Origin of the sequence: Acinetobacter sp., from assembly GCF_045628685.1 — a bacterium.
In the GTDB taxonomy this organism is placed as follows: domain Bacteria; phylum Pseudomonadota; class Gammaproteobacteria; order Pseudomonadales; family Moraxellaceae; genus Acinetobacter.
This window is the reverse complement of the sequence record NZ_JAZQPV010000002.1, coordinates 46,545-69,209: the sequence shown is the minus strand read 5'-3', so window position 1 is coordinate 69,209 and position 22,665 is coordinate 46,545. Positions and strand designations below refer to the sequence as shown.

The window sequence follows — 22,665 nt, the reverse complement described above, 5'->3', positions numbered from 1 at the left end:
GAATCTGATCCTGATAAAAAAGCCTCAATTTGAATTGAGGCTTTTTAAAAATTAATTTAGAAATTAACGTTCTTGAACTTTCTCTTCAATTTCTTCAACACTGGTGTGGCGCACATCCAAACCTTTGACCATATAAATCACCTGTTCAGAAATATTGCGCGCATGATCGCCAATTCGCTCTAAAGAACGCAGCACCCATAATACATTAATCACCCGTGAAATATGACGCGGATCTTCAATCATATAGGTCATTAGGGTACGGGTTGCCGACTGATATTCACGGTCAATATCGGCATCGGCAAGTAATACACGCAAAGCTTGATCGACATCTAAACGCGCAAAGGCATCTAAAGCATCATGAATCATCACCCGCACCTGGTTACCAATATGACGGGTTTCCATATAGCCGCGCGGTGAATTACCTTCTTCACACAAATTTTGTGCAATACGTGCAATTTTTGCCGCTTCATCCCCAATACGTTCTAAATCGGTATTGGCTTTGGACATGGCTATCACCATACGCAAATCAATAGCCGCTGGATGACGGCGTGCCAAAATCAGGGTTAAGGCTTCATCAATTTCCGTCTCTAAACGATTGACGATATTGTCCTGGTATTGCACATCAATCGCCAAGCTCGCATCAGTATCCAACAAAGCACGAATCCCATTGGCAACTTGCTGTTCAACTAAGCCGCCCATGGTCATAAATTTGGTATTTACATCCTGCAATTCTTCATTAAATTGCGAAGAAATATGGTGATTCAACACCGGATTATTTGGCACGGGACTTACTCCACAACAGCGATTTTAGGATGAAAAATCTTGTTCAATATTAAATCATATCTAACATGAAACTTTCATGACAAAAATCCAAATGTTTAGCTGGACTGCTGGGCTGCTTTGTCGATCAGCCAAGCATTCATTTCTTCAATATCTTGTTCTGTTAATTTTCCAACCGAAGCCTTTAAGCGAAGTACATTCATTACATAATCATACTGTGCATTCAAGTAATCTTGCTTGGCAGAAAAAGCATTTCGTTGTGCCAACAGAACATCTACCATGGTTTTTAAGCCTTCCTCATATTGTGCCTTGGACGCTTGAGAAACAATACTGGCTGAATCCATCGCCGCTTTACGCGCTTGTAATTTGGCCTGATCGGTTTCCACCTGCATATAGGATTTTTTTACATCGGTATTGGCTTTACGAATGGCAGCCTCGAGCTGGGCTTCAGTTTTTTTCACATTCACAGCGGCTTTTTGAATGGATTTTTGCGTGCGTCCACCGTTATATACATTCCAGTTCATCTCCACCCCAATCTGATCAAACTGACCATCACTGGAGATGATATTTTGTGGTGACTGCTTGGCATACCCATAAGTACCAACCGCTTCAATTTGTGGATATAAAGCGGCTTGTTCTACCCGCTTTTGATCTTCAGCATAACGCTGTTGAATTCGGGCTTGCTGAATGGAAAGATTTTGGCTTAGTGCTAAAGCGATCCATGCTTCCAAGTCTGCCGGATAAGGTTTTTGAAACTGAAAGTCCTCTCTTAAGACTGCCAAGTTTTCACGATAGGGTCCAATAATCTGTGCCAGTTGCTCTTGTGCCAACACCAATTGTACATGGGTTGCAATACGGTTGGCTCGTGCACTTTCATATTGTGCCTTGGCTTCACTGACATCACTTTTTGCAACCAGACCTTCTCGCAATTTTGCATTCATCACATTGAGCTGTTCCAACAAGGCTTGTTCTTCTTGCAAATTTGCCATGGTTAAACTTTGTTGACGCAGCACATTAAAATAAGATTCGAATACATTTAAAATATGTTCCTGGCGTTGTAACTGCAAATTGACTTCACTCAAGCTGACTGAAGTCTTGACCTGCTTTAAACCTTCCCAGGCATCCCAACGGAAGATCGGTTGCCGTGCAGTCATGGCAATCTGTTTAGTGGTAGAGGAAGATGCACTAAATGCGTCGGCAGGAAAGCCGGGAATATTGGCCTGATTTGCCTCTTGGCTTTTGCGTGTGACATTCCCAGAAAGCGTAACGGTGGGAAGTAAATTTCCTTTCGCAATTCCCAGATTTAATTGATCTGCCTCATACTGTAAAAGATTGGCTTGCCAGTTTGGATCTGTATTTTTTGCACGTTGATAAGCCTCAACCAAATCCAACGCATAACTGCATGGACTTACAAATAAAATACACGTACTGATGACTATTTTTATATTCATTTTTTGTGGTAAATCCCTGCACCGTACCAGATCATCTTTAAACACGCATATTTCCAAGAAAACTATGCAATATTAGAATGATCTTTTCAATTTTCCGTATGATTTTTATTAATTTTTACAATCTGCCCATGCTATCCCGATTGCTCTGTAAATTGCTAGTCAATGAGCACACCGCGTAACTAAACTCCCTCACAATACTATACAGACAAAAGCCTTTTCAGCGATAAAATAGCTGCACCGCTAAAATTATTGTCGCATGTATCCAGATATCGAATGATTGTGCCTTTCAAAAAAAATTTCTCTATAAAGCGATACATTCCTTGTGTCATTTTCATGCTTTTGCTCGGGTGTCAAAAACCTGAACCTCAGCCTATGCCAGAACAGGTACAAAAACAATCGCAGCAAGATGAAACGGTAGATTTATCTTTATTATGCAAAAATATTGAAAAGAATATGGCAGAAATTAATGCAGAACGTACCACTTTTGCATTAGAACAGATCAATCAAGATTTAAAGTTATGCCTACCGCTGTCTACATTTGCTGAACAGCAGCATTTGTTGGCACTCTCTACTCAAATGTATAATAACTTCTTAACAGTAGATCGAACTCCGCCACAACAAGTAGCTTTTGAAGCCTATGCTTTTGATTTATCGCAGCATCCTACCATTCAACAAAGCCATTTCGAACAACTGACTTTACGTGACCAATATTTGTTAAAACACAAGGGAGCCTATATCGAGCTGTTTGATGCAGGCAAAGGTCTAGTCAATTATCGCCGTAGTCCTGAATATTTAGCCAAAATTTTTGCACCTTATATGCCAAGCGCGGAACAGGTCTTCATTGAAAATTTGGCTACCCAGAATATGATGCCCGTGTTTGTTGAAGACACCTTAATGATTGAGCCGCATGAGATTGCAACCCGTGCCTTATTCTGGGAAGAATATTTAAACCAATACCCTAAAAGCAGCTATCGCAAAGATGCAGAGTATCTTTTACAGATGTATACCCTGTTTTTATTTAAAGGCATGAACGACTCGCCTGTCTCGGACACTTATATCGATCAATATGCCATCCAAAGCAGTTCGCTAGATGAAATTGGAAAATTAGCTCAGGTCAAAAATTCATATTTAGCAAATCAAGCGACAAAATTCCTGCAATTTTTACAATTATCCGAACAGCAGCGCTTAAAAGAAATTCCAGTTCAGTTCAGTCCCAAAGAACAACAGTCAATGTCTGAAAATCAGCTCACACTCAAACAGTTAGATCAGTATTTAGGTTTGCAAAATTTAAACCTGTTTAAAACACGTGATTGTTTTAGTGATGCCGTCTGCATTTAAGCCTTGCTTCAAATTAAATATTCATAGAAGCCTATAAAAGCGATATTTAATGTGAATGTTTTTCAGTAGTTGGGCGTGTTAATATTTATCCATCGCTTGACGGAGCGCGAGTAATTCCTCGCTGAGATTGTGTCAGTTCTTTCTATCAAGAACTTAAGCACGAGTACCGTTGAACCTGATCAGGTTAAGACCTGCGTAGGAATCAAGCATCTAAAAACTTACGCCCCCAATTTATCTGTTTATTGATTTACTCAATGAATTAAACCAGATAAATCTGCCACGTTTTTGGTCGTGCTTGATTCGTTGATGTCATTCATAAGGATCATTGCAATGAACCAGTTAACGAATCTATCTGCAACAGATATTTCTGCTCAACACGAGCAAGATGCTAAAGATCTCACCCGTATTTTACCCGCTTCAAAAAAAATCTATATTCAGGGCTCTCGCGATGACATTCAAGTACCGATGCGTGCCATTGAACTGACCGATACCCCGACCGGTTTAGGTGGTGAACAGAATCCGGATATTCTGGTTTATGACACTTCAGGTGTCTATACCGACCCGAACCTTACCATTGACCTGAACAAAGGCTTGCCCAATGTACGTGAAGCCTGGATTGAAGAACGTCAAGATACCGAACGCCTAGAGACTTTAACCTCGAAATTCGGGCAGGAACGCCTAAAAGACATTCGTACGGCTGAGATTCGTTTTGCGCATATTCAAAAGCCGCGTCGTGCCAAAGCAGGCAAAAATGTCACTCAAATGCATTATGCACGTCAAGGCATCATTACCCCGGAAATGGAATATATCGCCATCCGTGAAAATCAGCGCCAGCTTGAAGGCGTCGATGCACGTCAACATGTCGGTCAAAATTTCGGGGCGAAAAATCTGAACGAAATCACGCCTGAATTTGTACGTCGGGAAGTGGCTGAAGGCCGTGCGATTATTCCGGCTAATATTAACCATCCTGAAATTGAACCGATGATTATTGGGCGTAATTTCTTGGTCAAGATCAATGCCAATATTGGTAACTCGGCGCTTGGTTCAAGCATTGATGAAGAAGTGGCGAAAATGACCTGGGCGACCCGTTGGGGCGCAGATACCATCATGGATTTATCGACTGGTAAAAACATCCATGAAACCCGGGAATGGATTATCCGTAACTCCCCTGTTCCTATTGGTACCGTTCCGATTTATCAAGCCCTGGAAAAAGTCGATGGTGTGGCCGAAGATTTAACCTGGGAAATCTTTAAAGACACCTTGATTGAACAGGCCGAACAAGGCGTGGATTACTTCACCATTCATGCTGGTGTACTGCTTCGCTATGTTCCGCTGACCGCAAATCGTTTGACCGGGATTGTCTCGCGTGGCGGATCGATTATGGCGCAGTGGTGTCTTGCCCATCATCAGGAAAATTTCCTGTATACCCATTTTGATGACATCTGTGAAATCATGAAAGCCTATGACGTATCGTTTAGTCTGGGCGATGGCTTACGTCCGGGCTGTATTCAGGATGCCAATGACGAAGCGCAATTTAGTGAACTGCGTACTTTAGGTGAACTGACCCACCGCGCGTGGCAAAATGATGTGCAAGTGATGATTGAAGGCCCAGGTCATGTGCCCATGCATATGATTAAAGAAAATATGGATCTGCAACTCGAAGTCTGCCAGGAAGCGCCTTTCTATACACTCGGCCCTTTAACCACGGATATTGCGCCGGGTTATGACCACATTACTTCAGCAATTGGCGCTGCGATGATTGGCTGGTACGGTACCGCGATGTTGTGTTATGTCACACCGAAAGAGCATTTGGGCTTGCCAAACAAGAAAGATGTTAAAGATGGAATTATTACCTATAAAATTGCGGCTCATGCTGCTGACTTGGCCAAAGGGCATCCGGGTTCACAGGTGCGTGACAATGCTTTATCCAAAGCGCGTTTTGAATTCCGCTGGGAGGACCAGTTTAACTTGAGTCTTGACCCGGATACCGCACGCAGCATGCATGATGAAACCATGCCCAAGGAAGCGCATAAGTCAGCGCATTTTTGTTCGATGTGCGGACCGAAATTCTGTTCGATGAAAATCACTCAAAATATGAGAGATTATGCGAAAAATCAAAGCAATGCACAGCACTCGCAAAAACAGAATGCAGAGATAACAGCGAGATTCGAAACCATGAAAACCACCCATCAGAAACATGGACAGAAATTGTACCACAAGCTTTAATTTGGCAAAAAAATCTTTTATTTTCATAAAATTCTCAGTTAGGATGAATGATTGTTTTTCATCCTGACTGAGCTATATGAATATTATTGAACAAGCCACATATCATAGTGACGAAGTCGAAATCCAGTCCCGGAAATATCTTTTCCGTGGCTTCATTCAGGTTGAAAAAGTCAGTCTACGCCATCGTTTATTTAATCAAACGGAATACACGCCTATCATTCAACGTGAATTGATTCACCGACCTGAAGCTGCCGGGGTGCTGATTTATGATGATGCCCAACAAAAATTTGCCTTAATTGAACAATTCCGTGTTGGCGCGATGGATGATTCAGATTCAGCCTGGCAGCTGGAAATTATTGCCGGGGTACTCGATGGGAGTGAATCCCCTGAAAGCTGTATCCGCCGTGAAAGTTTAGAAGAATCCGGCTGTGAAATTGATAAATTAGAGCATCTGTTTAGCTTTTATCCATCTGCCGGTGCCTGTTCAGAAATGTTTCACTTGTACAGTGCCCAGGCTCATCTTCCTGAAAAAGGCGGTATCTTTGGTATGCCCGATGAAGGCGAAAATATTCAATTGCATCTGATTGACTACAGTGAAATTACACATTTATTCAGCAATGGTCGATTAAGAAATGCACCGGTCATTATGGCATTGCAATGGTTGCAACAACATATTAAAACAACAAGGAATGTCTAAGGAGTCAGACATGACTTTATCCAATTGCCATAAAACCCAGCAGGACTGGACCATTATTCAGATTTCAGATACACATTTGATGAATCAGGAAGATTTAGAATTTGTGCATATGAATCCTGAACATAGCTTTCACACCGTAATAAAACATATTCAGCAGCAATATCCACATGTGGATGCCATCATTCATACTGGCGACTTAGCACAAGTGCCGGTGAAAGAAACCTATAACCGTTATGTGACTTTTATGCAGCGTTTAGGGATTCCGTTTTATCAAGTTCCCGGCAATCATGACAATATCGATCTCTTCCCTTTTTACCATAATCAAAATCAAGCGCATGCCATTCATTTTGGAAAATGGAGTATCGTGCTATTAAATAGCGCTGTATCTGGCAAAACGGATGGCTGGATTGAGCAAGCGCAACTACAACAACTTGATCAAATCTTATCTAAATTCCAACAGCAATATGTGATTGTTGCATGTCATCATCATCCTTTCGATATGCAGTCAAAATGGATTGATCAACACAAACTGAAAAACACTGAAAATTTAACTGATATTTTAGCCAAGCATACAAATGTGAAAGCAGTAATAAGTGGTCATGTTCATCAGGAGGCCTGGAATGAATGGAAAAATATTCAGTTTTTTTCAACCCCTTCAACCTGTGTCCAGTTCAAACCATTAAGTGATGATTTTGCGCTAGATGAAGAAGCACCCGGATTTCGGGTACTCCATTTGCAAGCAAATGGAGAGTTACAAACTGAAATTTATCGTACCGAAAAGCTGCAACAAAAAATTAATATTGAAATTTCAGGTTATTAACTTTTCATTTGGCTTTTTTTCTATTACTTTATGGCTTCAAAAGAAAGCGTGATAGATTGAATCCAAGCATCAAAGACTATCAAAAAGCACAAAAAGTCTATATGATGACGCCCCTCGAAGGAGAATCTCCTGAGGGTTGGATAAAAACACTTGCATATCACCATATTTTTTGCGTATAGATAATGCGTATATGATGAGGAATGCCCTATATGGCGAATGACAACCAAAATCAAGTCTTGGACGAACAAACTGATGTTGTAGACGAGAAGTCTACAAAACGCGTGCGTAAAACAAAGCCAAAAGCGTCAGAAAGTGGTTCTACTGCTAGCTTATTTGGTATTGCACCTTATCAGCCGAAAAAAAATGAAGAATACATGTCCGAAGGACAGCTTGAACATTTCCGCCAAATTCTGTTGGCCTGGAAAGAAGAGCTGATGTCTGAAGTGGATCGTACCTTAAACACCATGCAGGATGAAAATACTGCATTGCCTGACGTCAATGACCGTGCGACACAAGAAGAAGAGTTTGCAATTGAACTTCGTACCCGTGACCGTGAACGTAAATTAATCCGTAAAATTGAGCAATCAATTGAAGCGATTAAAAACGATGATTATGGTTTCTGTGAAACTTGTGGTATTGAAATTGGTCTGCGCCGGCTTGAAGCGCGCCCAACAGCAACCCTTTGTATTGACTGCAAAACTTTAGCAGAAATCAAAGAGAAGCAAAATAACGGTTAATGATAGTTAATGCTTAATAATCCTCCCCTAACCCCTCCTTCAATCCAGGAGGGGAATAGCAGGATGGCTTATGTGGGTCGGTTTGCGCCATCGCCAACCGGCCCTTTGCATTTTGGCTCGCTCATTACCGCAGTAGCCAGTTATTGCGATGCCCGTGCGCATCAGGGTAAATGGCTGATTCGGATTGAAGATACTGATATTCCGCGTATTTATCCAGGCAGTGAAGATCATATCCTGCGTTCAATAGATGCATTTCAGTTCGAAGCTGATGATGCCATCATCTTTCAAAAAGACCGCTTAGACCTCTACGATGCAGTAATCGATCAACTTCATCAAAACCATCTGGTCTATGCCTGTCAATGTACCCGTAAAATGTTGGGTTCAAATCATATCTATGCCGGAACTTGCCGTGATTTAAATCTGCCTTTTGAGCATCACGCCATTCGTGTCAAAGTATCGGATCAGGAAATTTGCTTTAACGATCGTCTCCAAGGTACACACTGTTCCAATCTACAGCAGGACCTTGGTGATTTTGTGCTTAAGCGCCGGGATGGCATTATTAACTATCAACTGGCTGTAGTGGTAGATGATTATCTGCAAGGCATGACCCATGTGGTGCGTGGTGCAGACCTGCTAGATAACACGGAGCGGCAAATATGGCTCGGTTCAATACTAGGTTATCCCAAACTTGAATATATGCACCTGCCGCTTGCCATGAATGATCAGGGGCAAAAGCTCTCTAAACAAAACATGGCGCAAGCACTTGATCTCAAGCAAGCACCCGAACTCTTGCAACAAGCGATTCGTGCTTTGCATCAGCCCGAAGTTGATTTAGACATTCCGGCACACATGCTTAAACAAGCCATTGCCCAGTGGGATATACAACATATTCCCCACACAAAGGAACTAGAAGGCACTTATTTATAAATTAAAAACTGGACTAAGCTAAAAGCTAAACTTCAAAAAAATAGAGGTTAGTCTATGTTTTTTATTTTTGGAATCGGCCCTAAAACCAAAATGATTCAGAAAAGTCAGTTTGTGTGTCCGGTATGTAGAAGCAGAAGTACCTATGAACTAAAACAACAACGTAATTATTTTTCTTTGTTTTTTATCCCACTGATTCCCCTTTCAAAGGCCAAAGGAGAATTTGTGAAATGTCTGAATTGTGGTACTGAAATGTCGAGCATGGTATTAAACCATGCCCAGCAGGATTGATCGTCAGAAGCTAGAAGCTAGATTCTTCTTTACTCGGATTGGCTTTTTGCGTGGTTGCATCAATTTTTAGCACTAGACTGATCATCACGGCACACATAATTAATGATGAACCACCATAACTAATAAACGGCAGGGTCAAACCCTTTGTTGGCAGCATACCCATATTCATCCCTGCATTGACCAGAATTTGCAGCAGGAAAATGATACTGATGCCATAGGCCAGATAGCCTGCACGTAAATACTGGTGCTGCAATGCACGGTGTCCGATTTTGATACAGCACACCAACATCACAAAAGACAGAATCAGCACGGTACTAATACCAAAGAAGCCAAACTCTTCACCTAAAATTGCCAGCATAAAGTCGGTATGCGCTTCAGGAAGATAAGACATTTTCTGGATACTGTGTCCCAGTCCCACCCCGACCCATTCGCCCCGGCCAAAGGCCATCAGTGCATTGGAAAGCTGGTAACCGGTACCCAATGGATCAGCCCAAGGATCGGTAAAAGACAAGGCCCGTTGTAAACGGTAGGGTTCAAAGATAATCGCGGCCGCTAAGCCCAGGATAATCGCCACCATAAAGCCAATAAACTGAATTGGCGGAGCGCCTGCTAAAAAGAACACCCCCAAAATCATCAAGACAATCACTGCGGTTGCACCCAAGTCCGGTTCAGCCAGGATTAAACCCACGGTGATAATCATCACTCCGCCCAAGCGGAAAAGCCCGGAAAGGTTATTTCGAACCTCTTCTGCCCTGCGCACCACATAGTCTGCGGTAAAGATGGCCATCATGACCTTGGCCACTTCGGATGCCTGCAAGGTAAAACCGGCAATACGAATCCATCGGGTGGAACCATTCACCTCGGTCCCGACCACTAAAACCACAACCAGCAGCAGAATGGTCATGATCCACAAGGGAAAAGTATTATTGAACCAGATATTTAGCGACACTTTATAAGTTAAAAATGCGGCGACAGCGGCCACAAAAATTGAAATACCATGTCGGATTACATAATGAAATGCATTTTCATGTAGACGATCGGCATAGGGCATCGATGCCGATGCCACCATGATTGAACCGATACACAGCAAAGCAATTACACAAAAAATCAGCACATTACGTGGTGTAACTTCAGCAGGGATTCTTGCTCCCCACTCATTATAGACCTGACTAATTTTACTTATGGTCGTCTGAGCTAACCCAGCCATACAACGTTCCTTATCATTCTTCTAAGCAAGTGTGTTCACACATTCAACAAACTGGTGTCCACGTTCACTGTAACCTTTAAACATATCAAAACTTGCACATGCAGGTGACAATAACACCACATCATTGGCTTGGGTATGTTGTTGGCATAATTCCACAGCTTCTTTTAAAGATTCCGCATGAATCAAAGTGGTTGTCCCGGCAATCGCCTGTTCAATCACTGGACGGTCTTCACCAATCAATACCGCGACTTTTGCATATTTGCTTAAGGCATCAGCTAAGGCCGTAAAATCCTGTCCTTTACCTTGACCACCTAAAATAATCGCGACTTTACCGTGTTGCGGCTCAATGGCAGCACCCAAACCATCAATAGCGGCTAATGTTGCGCCAATATTGGTGCCTTTAGAGTCATTGTAATAACGCACCCCATTCACTTCTTTTACAAATTCACAGCGGTGCTCCAAGCCTTTAAAAGTTTTTAGAGTTTCCAGCATCGACTGAAGTGGTAAACCAATCGCTTCACCTAAAGCCAAACACGCCAAAGCATTGGCAACGTTATGCGTGCCTTGAATGTACATATCTGAACTTTTTAGTAAACGCTCGCGACCACGTGCCAACCAAATGGTGCCATCGATATCTCTCAATACACCATATTGATTGATATCGGGTGCATTCAAGCCAAAGCTTTGCATCGGTGTAGCATCAGGAACCAATGGACGGGTCAGTGAGTCATCACGGTTAAACACAACCTTTTTAACACCTTGGAAAATACGGTGTTTTGCAGTGTGATAGCCCATCATGTCACCATGGCGGTCTAAGTGATCTTCACTTAAATTAAGGACGACTGCCACTTCTGCATCTAGATTAGATGTGGTTTCCAACTGAAAGCTGGAAAGTTCCAAGATATACAGCTCTGGATCATCTTTGGTTAAATCCAGTGCCGGACGACCGAGGTTCCCGCCAACGGCTACTTTAATTCCGGCATCTTTCGCCATTAAGCCAATCAAGGTGGTAACCGTACTTTTAGCATTTGAACCGGTGATCGCCATAATCGGCTTATCTGTCGCACGGCGTAAAATCTGGATTTCACTAACTACAGCAATGCCTTTGGCAACTGCTGCCTGAATTTCAGGAATTTTAGGATCAAGTCCCGGGCTAATCACAATTTCTTCAGCCTGTAATAACAGCTCTTGATCGAGCTGACCAAAACTGGTTTGAACTTCGCTTGGAATTTGATCGTGTCCCGGTGGTGTCTTTCGAGAATCTGTTACTGCAACGCGGTAGCCATTTTCATGTAAGAAATTTACTGCTGCAACACCTGAAATTCCGAGCCCTGCAACGACTTTTAATCCACCACGTTGAATTAACATTTTTACCCCATATCTTGGTATGTTTTAAAACTGACAAAATGTTAGCACTTTGCTCTTTTGAATGCTTTTTCTGTTTTGACTTTATGCGTCTTTTTTTGTGTCCGCGCGTAAAAAAACCGTCATAAAAAAGACGGTTTTTTTAAATTGGGCGAAAATTAGAAAATTACTTCCATTTTACCGCTTGGACTTCCGGTTTTTTCTGTGTGTTGTCTTCCGTCGCAGAACATCCACAGTTTCCACCGCAGCCAGAGACCATTGCAGGTTTTAACCATTTGGCTAAACTAAGCCAGCCCTGCTTGGCACAAGCAGTGGATAATTGCATGAAGACTGAGTTTGCCGTCTGAGGAAATACTTTCTTGAAGACTACAACTGTACTCCAAATTACCAATGCCGCAACAATTATAAGTTCAATCATCTCAATCTCCCATGCAGATTATTTTTCAGTCAACTTAATCCAATTCAATTAACCCAAATAGTGGGTCGCAATTTGATAGGTCAGGAAAGACATCAAATAAGCCAAACCAAATAAATAAGCGGTCATAAAGCTCACAGTTTTCCATGAACCTGTTTCACGTTTCACCGTTGCCAATGTAGCCAGACAATGCGGTGCATAAATAAACCAGACCAAAAGTGATAAACCGGTCGCCAGCGACCAGCCAAGGCTGCCATCACTGCTAATGATGGAGGCCAAACCTTGCGATATTGCATCATCATCGGCTGCAGACAAGGCATAAACCGTACCCAATGCAGCCACAACCACTTCACGTGCCGCCATGGCAGGAATCAAGGCAATACAGATCTGCCAGTTAAAGCCCAACGGGGCAAAAATCGGTTGCATCACGTGTCCGAGCATACCTGCAAGAGAATAATCAATTGCAGGTAAAGTCGCGCCTTCTGGGGGCTGCGGGAAGGTACACAAGAACCAAAGCAAAATAGACAACGCGAAGATAATACCACCGACACGTTTCAAGAAGATTTTGGCGCGGTCCAGCAAACCAATCCAAATACTTTTCACGTCTGGAAAGCGGTAACTTGGCAATTCCATCAGCAACATATGTTGTGACTTATCTTTTTGAAAAAATTTCAGAATGAAAGACACAATCAGTGCACTGAAAATTCCGGCCATATATAAAGCAAACAGCACCAGACCTTGCAGGTTAAACACACCCCAAACCATATATTCTGGAATAAAGGCGGCAATGAGTAGCGCATATACGGGTAAACGGGCCGAACAGGTCATCAGCGGTGCAACAAAGATCGTAGTTAAACGATCTCGTGGGTCACTAATACTGCGGGTTGCCATAATTCCGGGTACCGCACAGGCAAAACTCGACAGCAATGGAATAAATGCACGGCCACTTAAGCCGGCTTTAAACATCAGTTTATCCAGCAAGAAGGCAGCACGCGGTAAATAACCCGATTCTTCCAGCACTAAAATAAAGAAAAACAGAATCAGAATTTGTGGCAAGAACACCACCACCCCGCCGGCTCCGGCGATAATGCCATCGACCACCAAACTGTTCAGTAGTGGATGCGATATGTGCTGTCCAACAAATTCACCGAGCCAGCCAAAGAAGGCTTCAATCCCGTCCATAAACGGTGCAGCCCAAGCAAATACCGCTTGAAACACTACAAACATCATCAGCGCAAGACTGACCAAACCTAAGACTGGATGTAAAAATACTTTATCGAGAAAATCAGAGCGTTTATCTTCCTGATCGACTGAGTGCACCACATCATGCAAAATTGTGCTAATTTTATGATGATTATCGCCGGTTAAGCCGCTGAGTTCGGTATGTGGCGTCGAGTATTTACCTTGATCCAGCGCATTCATCAGGTTTTCAATGCCTGAATTACGCACTGCAACCGTTTCCACCACCGGAATGCCTAAACGTTCTGCCAGCTTCTGCGTATTGATTTGCATGCCACGGCGACGTGCTTCATCCATCATGTTCAGCACAAGCAGAATCGGACGACCCAGCTCGATCATTTCCAGAACCAGACCTAAATGCAGTTTTAGATTGGTGGCATCCACCACACACAAAAACGCATCTTGCTGCTCTTCATCGGCAATTTTGCCTTGCACCACATCGCGGGTAATCGCTTCATCCGGACTGGTCGCATCCAGGCTATAAGTTCCAGGTAAATCCAGAACACGAACCGGTTTGCCAAATGGCAAGGTAAACTGCCCTACCTTACGTTCAACTGTGACACCGGCATAGTTGGCAACCTTTTGCCGGGTACCGGTCAAATGGTTAAATAATGATGTTTTACCGCAGTTTGGGTTACCTACCAGGGCAATACGCAGCGCATCACTCATGCAGGTGCTCCCTCAAGATTAATTTCAATTTTTTCAGCTTCAACTTTACGCAGTGCGAATCGGGTAAATCCAACTTGAATCAGAATCGGATCGCCACCAAAAATACCTTTGGTAATCACCTGTACTTTTGTGCCCGGAACAAAACCTAGAGTTTCTAAACGGCTTGCGACCAAATCGTTTTGAGAAATATTACCATCTAAAGTTCTGTTGACTTTGCTGATGATGGCCGTTTGTTTCACTTTTAAATCAGATAAACGCACCGCATCTAATCCTAAAATATTTTGAACAGTATACAAACAAATGAGAATAATTACCAAGTAAGGTTTGATTCCAATTCTCATCCGCTTTCTCTCACATCGACATTCCTAAGGAATTGTTCTAAATTGACCGAAGCCAAGAAAAACTTGGATTTTTCATTCAATGTAGAAGTGACATGCTTAATAAAAAACCTCGTATTCCTGCTCCGGTGAGCATTCCTGAACATTTAAGTTTTTTACAGGGTTTCCGAGATTATTTAATTGCACAAACCGTAAGTCCGCATACACGTAATGCCTATCTCTCTGATTTGGTTCAATGTAGTGAATGCAATTCCAATTCAATGCCGGATTGGTCCAGCGATGATGTGGCTGATGTTTTACTCGCATTAACCAAACAGGGCAAAAGCCCGCGCTCGATTGCCCGGTCACTTTCTGCACTGCGTTCTTTTTATAAATTTTTACGTGAACAAAAACTTCGCTCTGACAATCCGGTTGCGACCCATAAAACGCCTAAAATTGGTCGTTCACTGCCTAAAGATATTTCCGAACAAGAAGTTGAAGCCTTAATTCATGCCCCCGATATTGAAACGACTTTGGGTTTGCGTGATCGCGCCATGCTCGAAGTGCTTTATGCTTGTGGATTACGGGTGACTGAATTACTCAATTTGCGCCTTGAACTGATTAATTTGAAACAGGGCTATTTACGTATTGTAGGTAAAGGCAATAAAGAACGCCTGGTGCCTTTGGGACAAGTGGCCTGTGAATGGATTGAAAAATACCTGGATGAGGCACGTTCCAGCTTGTATAAATCTGCCACCGACTATGTGTTTTTGACCCAGCATGGCGGCATTATGAGCCGGCAAAATTTTTGGTATGCGATTAAGCGCTATGCGTTACAAGCAGGCGTACAGGCTGAATTGTCACCGCATACTTTACGCCATGCCTTCGCTACCCATTTACTCAATCATGGCGCGGACTTGCGTGTCGTCCAGATGTTATTGGGTCACAGTGATTTATCCACCACCCAAATTTACACCCACGTCGCCCAAGTTCGTATGCAGCAGCTGCATGCCACACATCACCCTCGCGCTTAGTCCGATTTTCATTCATCATCTAAGACCAAGAAGTGTTAACGAGCCTGGCTTTTTTTTTGTTATGCTAGGCCATCAATTTTTATCTATAGCTAAAAGAAAGGGTTATTTATGTCATTTACCCGCTCAAAAATTTTTATTGCATGCACTTTGGCAAGCAGCTTGGTAATCACTGCCTGTTCCAACTCCAATAATGATGAAAAAAAGCAAGGTACTTTAACTGCAAGTGCACCCGCAACTGGACAGGCATCCAATCTCTCCGAGCGCAATGCACAGCAGCGTCTGATTAATACTCTTCAACAGCACTTTAAAAAAGCCAATATCAACGCCAAAGTGCTGGATATTAAAGCCACTGAAGTGCCGAACCTGTATTGGGTCAATCTAGAAGGCATGTCATCAGTTTACGCAACTGCAGATGGTAAATACATTATTCAAGGCGATGTCCTGCGTTTAGGCGACAGTAAAATTCACAATGTCAGTGAAAGCCTGCAATCTGAAACCAACAAAAAGCTGCTGGCGGGATTAAAAACCGAAGATCTTCTGGTTTATAAAGCGCAAGGCAAAACCAAGCATATTGTGTATGTGTTTACCGATACCAGTTGTCCGTATTGCCATAAACTGCATGAACACATGAGCGAAATTAATGCCAAGGGCATTGAAGTGCGTTATATCGCATGGCCACGTGGCGAACAGTTCATGCCAACCATGGAAAGCGTGTGGTGTAGTGAAGACCGTCAGGCTGCTTTCGACCACGCCATTGCCGGTGCACCTCTTGCTCCAGCTACATGCAAAAATCCCGTTAGAGACCAGTATCAACTCGGCCTAAATATGGGCGTAAATGGTACTCCGGCAATTTACAATGAAGATGGAATTTATTTAGGCGGATATCTTTCTCCTAGCGAATTGTCAGAGCGTTTAAATAACTAATTTTTATTCGTTAAATTACTGTTTTTTATAGTTGAAGATAAAATTATTTCTTTCCTAGAGTCTCATGCTTTTTTTAGCTATGATCTAGGTTCGCTTAAAATTGATTAGATATTGGAGTGTGACGTGAAACCAGTTCGTCTGGCAATCCTCGGTCTTGGTACTGTAGGTGGTGGTGCCCTTAAACTTTTAAAAGAAAACGCTGCTGAGATTAGACGTCGCACCGGTCGAGAAATTGAAATTACCCATGTGGGTACACGTCGCCCACGTCCTGATTTGGATCTTCCAGAATCAATCAAACAAAGTGCTGATCTTTTAGAAATTGTACGTCAACCAGATGTTGACGTTGTGGTTGAAGTGATGGGCGGTATCCATCCTGCCTATGAAGTCATCATGGAAGCCATGAAACATGGCAAGCATATTGTGACTGCTAACAAGGCCCTATTGGCTGAACATGGTAATGAGCTATTTAAAGCGGCCGAAGACAATGCCGTGCAAATTGCTTATGAAGCAGCAGTTGCCGGTGGTATTCCAATTATCAAAGTAATTCGTGAAGGTTTGGCAGCCAATAAAATTGACTGGTTGGCAGGCATTATTAATGGCACTGGCAATTTTATCTTAAGTGAAATGCGTGAAAAAGGCCGTGCCTTTCCTGACGTACTCAAAGAAGCCCAAGAACTGGGTTATGCCGAAGCTGATCCAACTTTTGACGTAGAAGGGATTGATGCTGCACATAAACTGACGATTCTGGCTTCATGTGCCTTTGGTATTCCACTACAGTTTGACAAGGTCTTTACTGAAGGGATTGGCAAAATAACGGCACAAGATGTGAAATATGCAGAAGATTTGGGTTTCCGTATCAAACATTTGGGTATTGCACGCCGTACCGATGCAGGTATTGAGTTACGTGTGCATCCGACCCTGATTCCAGATGACCAGCTGATTGCCAATGTCAACGGCGTAAAAAATGCGGTCTTGGTCCAAGCCAATGCAGTCGGTCCAACGCTGTATTACGGTGCAGGCGCAGGCGCAGGTCCGACCGCTTCTGCTGTGGTGGCCGATGTAGTGGATATTGTCCGTGATATCATTTATACCGAAGATGGGGCCGGAACCATTCCGCAGTTGGCTTTTGAAGCCTTGACGGATTTGCCAATTCTAACGCGTGAACAAATGACCACGGGTTACTACATCCGTATTAATGCCGAAGATCAAATGGGCGTCCTTGCAGATGTAACGACGATTTTAAGTCGTGCCGGAATCAGTATTGATGCCATCATGCAGCAACCACGCTTAAAAGACCTGATTCCGATCGTGATTTTAACTGATCCTATCGTTGAATCAAAAATGGATGAAGCGTTGCAACGAATTCAAGCATTGCCTTTCACGCATGGCGAAATTGTACGAATTCGTTTAGAATCGCTTGATAATTAATCGGGTTAAGGGGAGTATTACCCCTTGCCAAGCTCTACACACAATTGGAACATCATCATGTCGAATGCCAATCGTTATACTGGTTTAGTTGACCGTTATCGCGACCGTTTACCCGTATCTGCAACCACTCGTGCAATATCTTTAGGTGAAGGTAATACACCACTGATCAAGCTTGAGAACATTCCACGTATTATTGGTAAAGATGTTGAAATCTATGTGAAGTACGAAGGCTTAAACCCGACTGGTTCATTTAAAGACCGTGGCATGACCATGGCCGTAACCAAAGCGGTTGAAGACGGCTCTAAAGCCATTATTTGTGCCTCTACCGGTAATACCTCAGCTGCAGCTGCAGCTTATGCTGCACGCGCAGGAATCAAAGCATTCGTGTTGATTCCGGAAGGTAAAATTGCCATGGGCAAAATGGCACAAGCCATGATGTATGGTGCAATCACCATGCAAATTCGCGGAAATTTCGATGACGGCATGCGTCTGGTTAAAGAAGTCGCAGATCAAGCACCTGTCACCATCGTAAACTCAATCAACCCTTACCGTCTGCAAGGTCAAAAAACCATTGCTTACGAAATTGTTGAAGCTCTAGGTCGTGCACCGGATTACCACTGCTTGCCAGTCGGTAACGCGGGTAACATCACTGCACACTGGATGGGTTATACCGAAGCAGTGGCTAATCAGCCGAAAGAACAGTTTGAGCAAGTGATTTACGATGCTGAAACAGATGCTTTCACTGGTCCTAAACCTGCTGGCCTTCCAGTTATGGCGGGTTATCAAGCATCTGGTGCCGCACCGTTCCTACGTGGTGGCCCGGTTACAAACCCTGAAACTGTTGCGACTGCGATTCGTATTGGTAATCCACAAAGCTGGAATCACGCCAAAGCCGTTGTTCGTGACTCGAATGGCTGGTTTGATGAACTGACTGATGCCGAAATTCTTGAAGCACAGCGTCTACTTTCTATGTACGAAGGCGTGTTCGTGGAACCTGCTTCTGCAGCGTCTGTGGGCGGTGCAATTCGTGACATTAAAGCTGGCAAAATTAAAGAGGGTGCAGTGATCGTTTGTACCGTAACAGGTAACGGTTTGAAAGACCCAGATACTGCCATCAAGCAATGTTCTGATGCAGTGATGTTGTCGATTGATGCGACAATGAATCAAGTAAAAGAATCTATTCTTTCTAATATGTAATTCTTTTAGCATCATCAGAAATAGAAAAAGCCCTGCAATTGCGGGGCTTTTTTACGCTACAAATATAGCGATATTAGATCAACGCAATTAGATACGTTTTGGAAGTTGGCTCGCCCAATTCATTAAACGGGTTGCATCATTGGTTCGCGCAGCAGAAGTATCTGCACCTAAGAGTACCACTACTGCTGGACGATTATTTAAGGTGGTATGCATGACTACACAACGTCCTGCTTCATTGATATAACCGGTTTTTGAAATATTGATATTCCAACCCCCGTTACGCACCAAAGCATTGGTGTTGTTTGATTTCAACACTCGATAACCCAGATTAAAGTCATAGCTTGGTGTAGTTGAAAATTGACGAATTAAGCTGTATTGAGATGCTGTATTTACCAAAATCCCCAAGTCACGCGCAGAAGCAACATTTCCTGGATGCAAACCCGTTGATTCTAAATAATGAGTTGAATTCATACCCAAGGATTTTGCTTTTGCATTCATTGCAGAAATAAACGCTGCGCGACCACCAGGAAAAGTCCGGGCCAAAGCAGCAGCAGCTGGATTTTCCGATTTCATCAAAGCAAAAAGTAAGGCTTCCGCACGATTCATACTATCGCCAGCGCGTAAAGTTGAACTTGAGCTTTTGCAGCCTGAACAGGAAAAATCGGCTTGAGTTAAGGTAATTTTTTCCGACATATTTAAACGGGCATCGGCAATCACCACAGCAGTCATCAGCTTGGTAATCGATGCAATCGGAAAAGCAGTATTACTATTTTTACTATACAACACCTCACCAGTCTGACCGTCCATGACTAAAGCAGCACGGGCATTAACTGAAGGTTGATTGCCAAAACTTGAATTATTTAGAATTTGTACAGTTTTAGGCGCAGAATGAGTTACCACACCGTTAGAACTACGCACTGTAGTGGTAATTTTAGTTGAACCTGGTGGCGTTGGTTCTTCGCTCAATGTTGAAACATCGCCATTGAGTAATTGTTTGGCCTCTTCAGAAGACCAGTTTAAAGCCGATTGACCTGTGCCTCCAGAAGCATCCATGATGAGTTCTGCAAAACTGGTAGAACTCATGCTCAGCAAGATAGACATACCTAGCACATGCATTAAAGACTTGTTCGAATTTTTCACGATAGTTTACTCAACTCATGGAGGCAAGATACATTTGTGTATTACCTCAAATATGCCTTACATTTAAACACAAAGGTGAACATTTTTTATGCATAAACCTTTATGCTTAACATATCAATTAAAGATTAATAATAGGATTGCTAATTTTGTCATTTCATTGCAAGCTTATTTTGCTTTATGTAACAAAAAAATTGCTTTTTTTATATGAGGGGAGAAATAGGTGATCACAGTTTTAGTAGTAGATGATCATGAATTAGTACGTACCGGAATTTGCCGAATGCTCGAAGACCATGCGGATGTGCAAGTGATTGGTCAGGCTGAATCTGGGGAAGAAGCGATTACCTTAGTCCGTCACCATCATCCAAATGTGGTGTTACTTGATGTGAATATGCCGGGCATCGGTGGAGTAGAAACCACGCGCCGCCTGTTGCAAAGTGCACCTGAAACTAAAGTTGTCGCGGTGAGTGGCTTAGCTGAAGAACCTTATCCGTCATTATTACTCAAAGCAGGTGCCAAAGGTTATATCACCAAAGGCGCACCGGTGACTGAAATGGTTCGTGCTATCAATAAAGTCATGCAAGGTGGCAAATATTTCAGTGCAGACATTGCCGAGCAACTGGCCAGTTCATATCTTTCCGATACCCAGCAATCGCCATTTGACGCACTGTCTGAACGTGAAATGCAGGTCGCGATGATGGTGGTGAATTGTATTAGTGCGCAAGAAATTGCCGATAAACTTTTTGTCAGTGTCAAAACCGTCAATACTTATCGTTATCGTATTTTTGAAAAGTTAAATTTGGACAGTGATGTAAAACTGACTCATTTAGCCATTCGTTATGGGCTGATTAAACCTTAATGCTTTTGATTGAACTTTCCAGAAGATATGCATGACGCAAAAAATCCAAAATTTTGAGTTTAATCAGTATCATTTAGGCATCTGGTATGGTGCCTACCGACTGATTATCGCGACCTGTCTTCTGCTGATTTTTTTACTCACCTACCCACAGTTAAATACAGATTATCGCTATCCTCAGCTCTACCTATACGTCCTAAGCAGCTTTGTATTTATAGGCAGCATTCAGCTGCTTTACCTAAAAAAAATAAGATCTAGAATTCCACAACAACTGACATTATTATTTGCTGTAGATATCATTACTTTAAGCTTGTTGACTTTTGCACTGGATGGTCCGAACCTGCATGTAAGTCTGCTATTTGTGATTACCATCTTTGCCGCCTCTTTATTGTTAGATGCAAAAAAAGCCTTAGTCATTACCCTTATTGCTGTCATCAGTATTATTTATCAAATCTTTTTAGGCAGCATTTTTGATTTTTCTTCGCTGAACAATATCGGTAATAGTGCCTTATTGGCATTTCTGTTTTTTGTGGTTTATGGCAGTGCTCAAGTTGCTGTACGGCGTTTCCAATTGCTGGAAAATTTAAATTTTTCTCAATCTCTGGAACTGAACCGACTGCAAAATCTGAACCGTTATATTCTGGAACAGATTGAATTCGGTTATCTGGTTTTAGATGAAAACTGCCATATTGTGCTGAGCAATCCTGCAGCGTGTATGCTGCTCGGGATTTCCCCCCTCTATGCCTATGACAAATATCCTTTATATAAAATCCAGCCTGATTTGTTTGAACTCATCAAATTTGAGCAGCTGCAGGATGGTGAAAGGTTTCAATTCGAGTCACAACTCAGCCGTTATCATATGCATATCGAAGTGCAGAAATTAATGGTGCCGCATCAAGCACTGACCCTGTTGGTGCTGCAAGATGCAGGTAAGCTCAATCAAAGAGTACAACAGCTAAAACTGGCTGCTTTAGGACAATTGTCTGCCAGTATCGCACATGAAATTCGCAATCCCTTGGCTGCGATTGTTCAAGCCAACGAACTGTTGCTCGATAGTGATTCAAATCAACAAAACCTATTAAGTCAGATGATTGCAAAGCAAGCACAGCGGATTGACCGTATTGTGCAAGATACCTTGAATATGGTACGCAATAAAGAAACATATCCTGCTAAAATCCAGCTGGATCAATTTATCCCGCAAATGATCCAAGAAGATTTAGCTGATATCAGCAACCAAATCCGATACACCCTACACAATAAAATTTCGATTACCTTTGATGAAGCACAATTTCGCCAAGTTGTGATTAACCTGATTCGCAATGCAGTTCGTCACAATTCACCTGAGCATTCACATATTGAGTTAAACATTTACTCTCATGAGTCGAATGTCCGAATTGAAGTCCGTGATTTTGGCACAGGCGTGGCATCCAAAGATTTAACCTCTTTATTTCAACCTTTTTTTAGTACCGAAATCACAGGAACTGGTTTAGGATTGTATTTATCACATAGTTTTTGTGAAGCCAACCAAGCCAAGCTGGATTATGTAGAACAAGAACAAGGGGCATGCTTTCGAATAGAATGCCAACGTGTTGCTTAAAAATTAATATTGCCGG

The 22,665-nt window shown here is 42.6% G+C and carries 21 protein-coding genes and 1 riboswitch; of the genes, 13 read left to right on the top strand and 8 right to left on the bottom strand.

Translation table 11 applies throughout. The features are described 5' to 3' along the window. Positions 1–63: 63 nt before the first annotated feature. Together phoU and ACKI4H_RS00625 are read right to left on the bottom strand one after the other, a co-directional pair. Positions 64–783 (bottom strand): phosphate signaling complex protein PhoU, encoded by a 720-nt coding sequence (gene phoU, locus ACKI4H_RS00630; RefSeq protein WP_407303192.1) that lies wholly within the window; start codon positions 781–783, stop codon positions 64–66. Positions 784–878: 95 nt separating this feature from the next. After that, positions 879–2,231, bottom strand: coding sequence for a TolC family outer membrane protein (locus ACKI4H_RS00625; RefSeq protein WP_407303190.1), 1,353 nt, complete (start codon positions 2,229–2,231; stop codon positions 879–881). A 273-nt stretch (positions 2,232–2,504) separates the two neighbouring features. Between ACKI4H_RS00625 and ACKI4H_RS00620 the strand changes: the two genes are divergently transcribed. The 7 genes from ACKI4H_RS00620 to ACKI4H_RS00590 all read left to right on the top strand — a co-directional run bounded on the left by ACKI4H_RS00620 (position 2,505) and on the right by ACKI4H_RS00590 (position 9,264). Beyond that, positions 2,505–3,569: a hypothetical protein gene (locus ACKI4H_RS00620; protein WP_407303188.1), complete on the top strand. Its 1,065-nt coding sequence runs from the start codon at positions 2,505–2,507 to the stop codon at positions 3,567–3,569. Positions 3,570–3,659: 90 nt separating this feature from the next. After that, a riboswitch (TPP riboswitch) is annotated at positions 3,660–3,788 on the top strand. Positions 3,789–3,899: 111 nt separating this feature from the next. Continuing rightward, positions 3,900–5,795 (top strand): phosphomethylpyrimidine synthase ThiC, encoded by a 1,896-nt coding sequence (gene thiC / locus ACKI4H_RS00615; protein WP_407303185.1) that lies wholly within the window; start codon positions 3,900–3,902, stop codon positions 5,793–5,795. 76 nt (positions 5,796–5,871) lie between these two features. Continuing rightward, complete coding sequence (locus ACKI4H_RS00610) at positions 5,872–6,492, top strand: NUDIX domain-containing protein (RefSeq protein ID WP_407303183.1); 621 nt, start codon at positions 5,872–5,874, stop codon at positions 6,490–6,492. Between the two features lie 10 nt (positions 6,493–6,502). Next, the gene (gene cpdA, locus ACKI4H_RS00605) at positions 6,503–7,312 is read left to right on the top strand and encodes a 3',5'-cyclic-AMP phosphodiesterase (protein ID WP_407303182.1); all 810 of its coding nucleotides are present in this window, start codon (positions 6,503–6,505) and stop codon (positions 7,310–7,312) included. 209 nt (positions 7,313–7,521) lie between these two features. After that, positions 7,522–8,049: an RNA polymerase-binding protein DksA gene (gene dksA / locus ACKI4H_RS00600; protein WP_067722416.1), complete on the top strand. Its 528-nt coding sequence runs from the start codon at positions 7,522–7,524 to the stop codon at positions 8,047–8,049. 9 nt (positions 8,050–8,058) lie between these two features. Continuing rightward, positions 8,059–8,976 carry a tRNA glutamyl-Q(34) synthetase GluQRS gene (gluQRS, locus tag ACKI4H_RS00595; protein WP_407303181.1) on the top strand — a complete coding sequence of 306 codons (918 nt, stop codon included), beginning with the start codon at positions 8,059–8,061 and terminating at the stop codon, positions 8,974–8,976. Positions 8,977–9,030: 54 nt separating this feature from the next. Next, positions 9,031–9,264, top strand: coding sequence for a zinc ribbon domain-containing protein (locus ACKI4H_RS00590; RefSeq protein ID WP_407303178.1), 234 nt, complete (start codon positions 9,031–9,033; stop codon positions 9,262–9,264). A gap of 10 nt (positions 9,265–9,274) precedes the next feature. On the opposite strand, the gene ftsW is transcribed toward ACKI4H_RS00590, so the two are convergent. From ftsW to ACKI4H_RS00565, 5 genes are all read right to left on the bottom strand, one after another. Beyond that, the gene (gene ftsW / locus ACKI4H_RS00585) at positions 9,275–10,471 is read right to left on the bottom strand and encodes a putative lipid II flippase FtsW (RefSeq protein WP_407303177.1); all 1,197 of its coding nucleotides are present in this window, start codon (positions 10,469–10,471) and stop codon (positions 9,275–9,277) included. A 21-nt stretch (positions 10,472–10,492) separates the two neighbouring features. Next, entirely contained in the window at positions 10,493–11,839 is a 1,347-nt protein-coding gene (gene murD, locus ACKI4H_RS00580) for a UDP-N-acetylmuramoyl-L-alanine--D-glutamate ligase (RefSeq protein ID WP_407303175.1), read from the bottom strand. A gap of 163 nt (positions 11,840–12,002) precedes the next feature. Further along, positions 12,003–12,254, bottom strand: a complete 252-nt coding sequence (locus tag ACKI4H_RS00575; protein WP_407303172.1) for a DUF6587 family protein — start codon at positions 12,252–12,254, stop codon at positions 12,003–12,005. Positions 12,255–12,302: 48 nt separating this feature from the next. Further along, entirely contained in the window at positions 12,303–14,159 is a 1,857-nt protein-coding gene (locus ACKI4H_RS00570; protein ID WP_407303169.1) for a ferrous iron transporter B, read from the bottom strand. Next, the gene (locus ACKI4H_RS00565; protein ID WP_171535788.1) at positions 14,156–14,419 is read right to left on the bottom strand and encodes a ferrous iron transport protein A; all 264 of its coding nucleotides are present in this window, start codon (positions 14,417–14,419) and stop codon (positions 14,156–14,158) included. Before ACKI4H_RS00565 ends, ACKI4H_RS00570 begins: the two co-directional genes overlap by 4 nt. Positions 14,420–14,592: 173 nt before the next feature. On the opposite strand from ACKI4H_RS00565, the gene xerD reads away from it, so the two are divergent. The 4 genes from xerD (at position 14,593) to thrC (ending at position 19,059) form a co-directional block, all read left to right on the top strand. After that, positions 14,593–15,510, top strand: a complete 918-nt coding sequence (gene xerD / locus ACKI4H_RS00560; RefSeq protein ID WP_407303168.1) for a site-specific tyrosine recombinase XerD — start codon at positions 14,593–14,595, stop codon at positions 15,508–15,510. A gap of 108 nt (positions 15,511–15,618) precedes the next feature. Beyond that, on the top strand, positions 15,619–16,434 hold the full coding sequence (locus tag ACKI4H_RS00555; protein WP_407303166.1) for a DsbC family protein: 816 nt from the start codon (positions 15,619–15,621) through the stop codon (positions 16,432–16,434). Positions 16,435–16,557: 123 nt separating this feature from the next. After that, positions 16,558–17,862 carry a homoserine dehydrogenase gene (locus tag ACKI4H_RS00550; RefSeq protein ID WP_407303165.1) on the top strand — a complete coding sequence of 435 codons (1,305 nt, stop codon included), beginning with the start codon at positions 16,558–16,560 and terminating at the stop codon, positions 17,860–17,862. A 57-nt stretch (positions 17,863–17,919) separates the two neighbouring features. After that, positions 17,920–19,059 (top strand): threonine synthase, encoded by a 1,140-nt coding sequence (thrC, locus tag ACKI4H_RS00545; protein ID WP_407303163.1) that lies wholly within the window; start codon positions 17,920–17,922, stop codon positions 19,057–19,059. An 87-nt stretch (positions 19,060–19,146) separates the two neighbouring features. Here the strand turns inward: thrC and ACKI4H_RS00540 are convergent, their stop codons facing one another. Next, positions 19,147–20,199 (bottom strand): serine hydrolase, encoded by a 1,053-nt coding sequence (locus ACKI4H_RS00540; protein WP_407303162.1) that lies wholly within the window; start codon positions 20,197–20,199, stop codon positions 19,147–19,149. 220 nt (positions 20,200–20,419) lie between these two features. Here ACKI4H_RS00540 and ACKI4H_RS00535 point away from each other — a divergent pair, with 220 nt between their 5' ends. Together ACKI4H_RS00535 and ACKI4H_RS00530 are read left to right on the top strand one after the other, a co-directional pair. Continuing rightward, positions 20,420–21,055, top strand: coding sequence for a response regulator (locus ACKI4H_RS00535; protein ID WP_131267965.1), 636 nt, complete (start codon positions 20,420–20,422; stop codon positions 21,053–21,055). A gap of 31 nt (positions 21,056–21,086) precedes the next feature. Beyond that, positions 21,087–22,649 (top strand): sensor histidine kinase, encoded by a 1,563-nt coding sequence (locus tag ACKI4H_RS00530; RefSeq protein WP_407303161.1) that lies wholly within the window; start codon positions 21,087–21,089, stop codon positions 22,647–22,649. The last annotated feature ends 16 nt before the right edge of the window (positions 22,650–22,665 follow it).

Excerpts from the sequence above, each read along its gene's own strand:
- ACKI4H_RS00570 (WP_407303169.1), bottom strand. The coding sequence starts at position 14,159 with ATGAGTGATGCGCTGCGTATTGCCCTGGTAGGTAACCCAAACTGCGGT.
- dksA (WP_067722416.1), top strand. The coding sequence starts at position 7,522 with ATGGCGAATGACAACCAAAATCAAGTCTTGGACGAACAAACTGATGTT.
- ftsW (WP_407303177.1), bottom strand. The coding sequence starts at position 10,471 with ATGGCTGGGTTAGCTCAGACGACCATAAGTAAAATTAGTCAGGTCTAT.
- xerD (WP_407303168.1), top strand. The coding sequence starts at position 14,593 with ATGCTTAATAAAAAACCTCGTATTCCTGCTCCGGTGAGCATTCCTGAA.
- thrC (WP_407303163.1), top strand. The coding sequence starts at position 17,920 with ATGTCGAATGCCAATCGTTATACTGGTTTAGTTGACCGTTATCGCGAC.
- ACKI4H_RS00530 (WP_407303161.1), top strand. The coding sequence starts at position 21,087 with ATGACGCAAAAAATCCAAAATTTTGAGTTTAATCAGTATCATTTAGGC.
- thiC (WP_407303185.1), top strand. The coding sequence starts at position 3,900 with ATGAACCAGTTAACGAATCTATCTGCAACAGATATTTCTGCTCAACAC.
- ACKI4H_RS00610 (WP_407303183.1), top strand. The coding sequence starts at position 5,872 with ATGAATATTATTGAACAAGCCACATATCATAGTGACGAAGTCGAAATC.
- gluQRS (WP_407303181.1), top strand. The coding sequence starts at position 8,059 with ATGCTTAATAATCCTCCCCTAACCCCTCCTTCAATCCAGGAGGGGAAT.
- murD (WP_407303175.1), bottom strand. The coding sequence starts at position 11,839 with ATGTTAATTCAACGTGGTGGATTAAAAGTCGTTGCAGGGCTCGGAATT.
- ACKI4H_RS00555 (WP_407303166.1), top strand. The coding sequence starts at position 15,619 with ATGTCATTTACCCGCTCAAAAATTTTTATTGCATGCACTTTGGCAAGC.
- ACKI4H_RS00575 (WP_407303172.1), bottom strand. The coding sequence starts at position 12,254 with ATGATTGAACTTATAATTGTTGCGGCATTGGTAATTTGGAGTACAGTT.
- ACKI4H_RS00620 (WP_407303188.1), top strand. The coding sequence starts at position 2,505 with ATGATTGTGCCTTTCAAAAAAAATTTCTCTATAAAGCGATACATTCCT.
- ACKI4H_RS00590 (WP_407303178.1), top strand. The coding sequence starts at position 9,031 with ATGTTTTTTATTTTTGGAATCGGCCCTAAAACCAAAATGATTCAGAAA.
- ACKI4H_RS00625 (WP_407303190.1), bottom strand. The coding sequence starts at position 2,231 with ATGAATATAAAAATAGTCATCAGTACGTGTATTTTATTTGTAAGTCCA.
- cpdA (WP_407303182.1), top strand. The coding sequence starts at position 6,503 with ATGACTTTATCCAATTGCCATAAAACCCAGCAGGACTGGACCATTATT.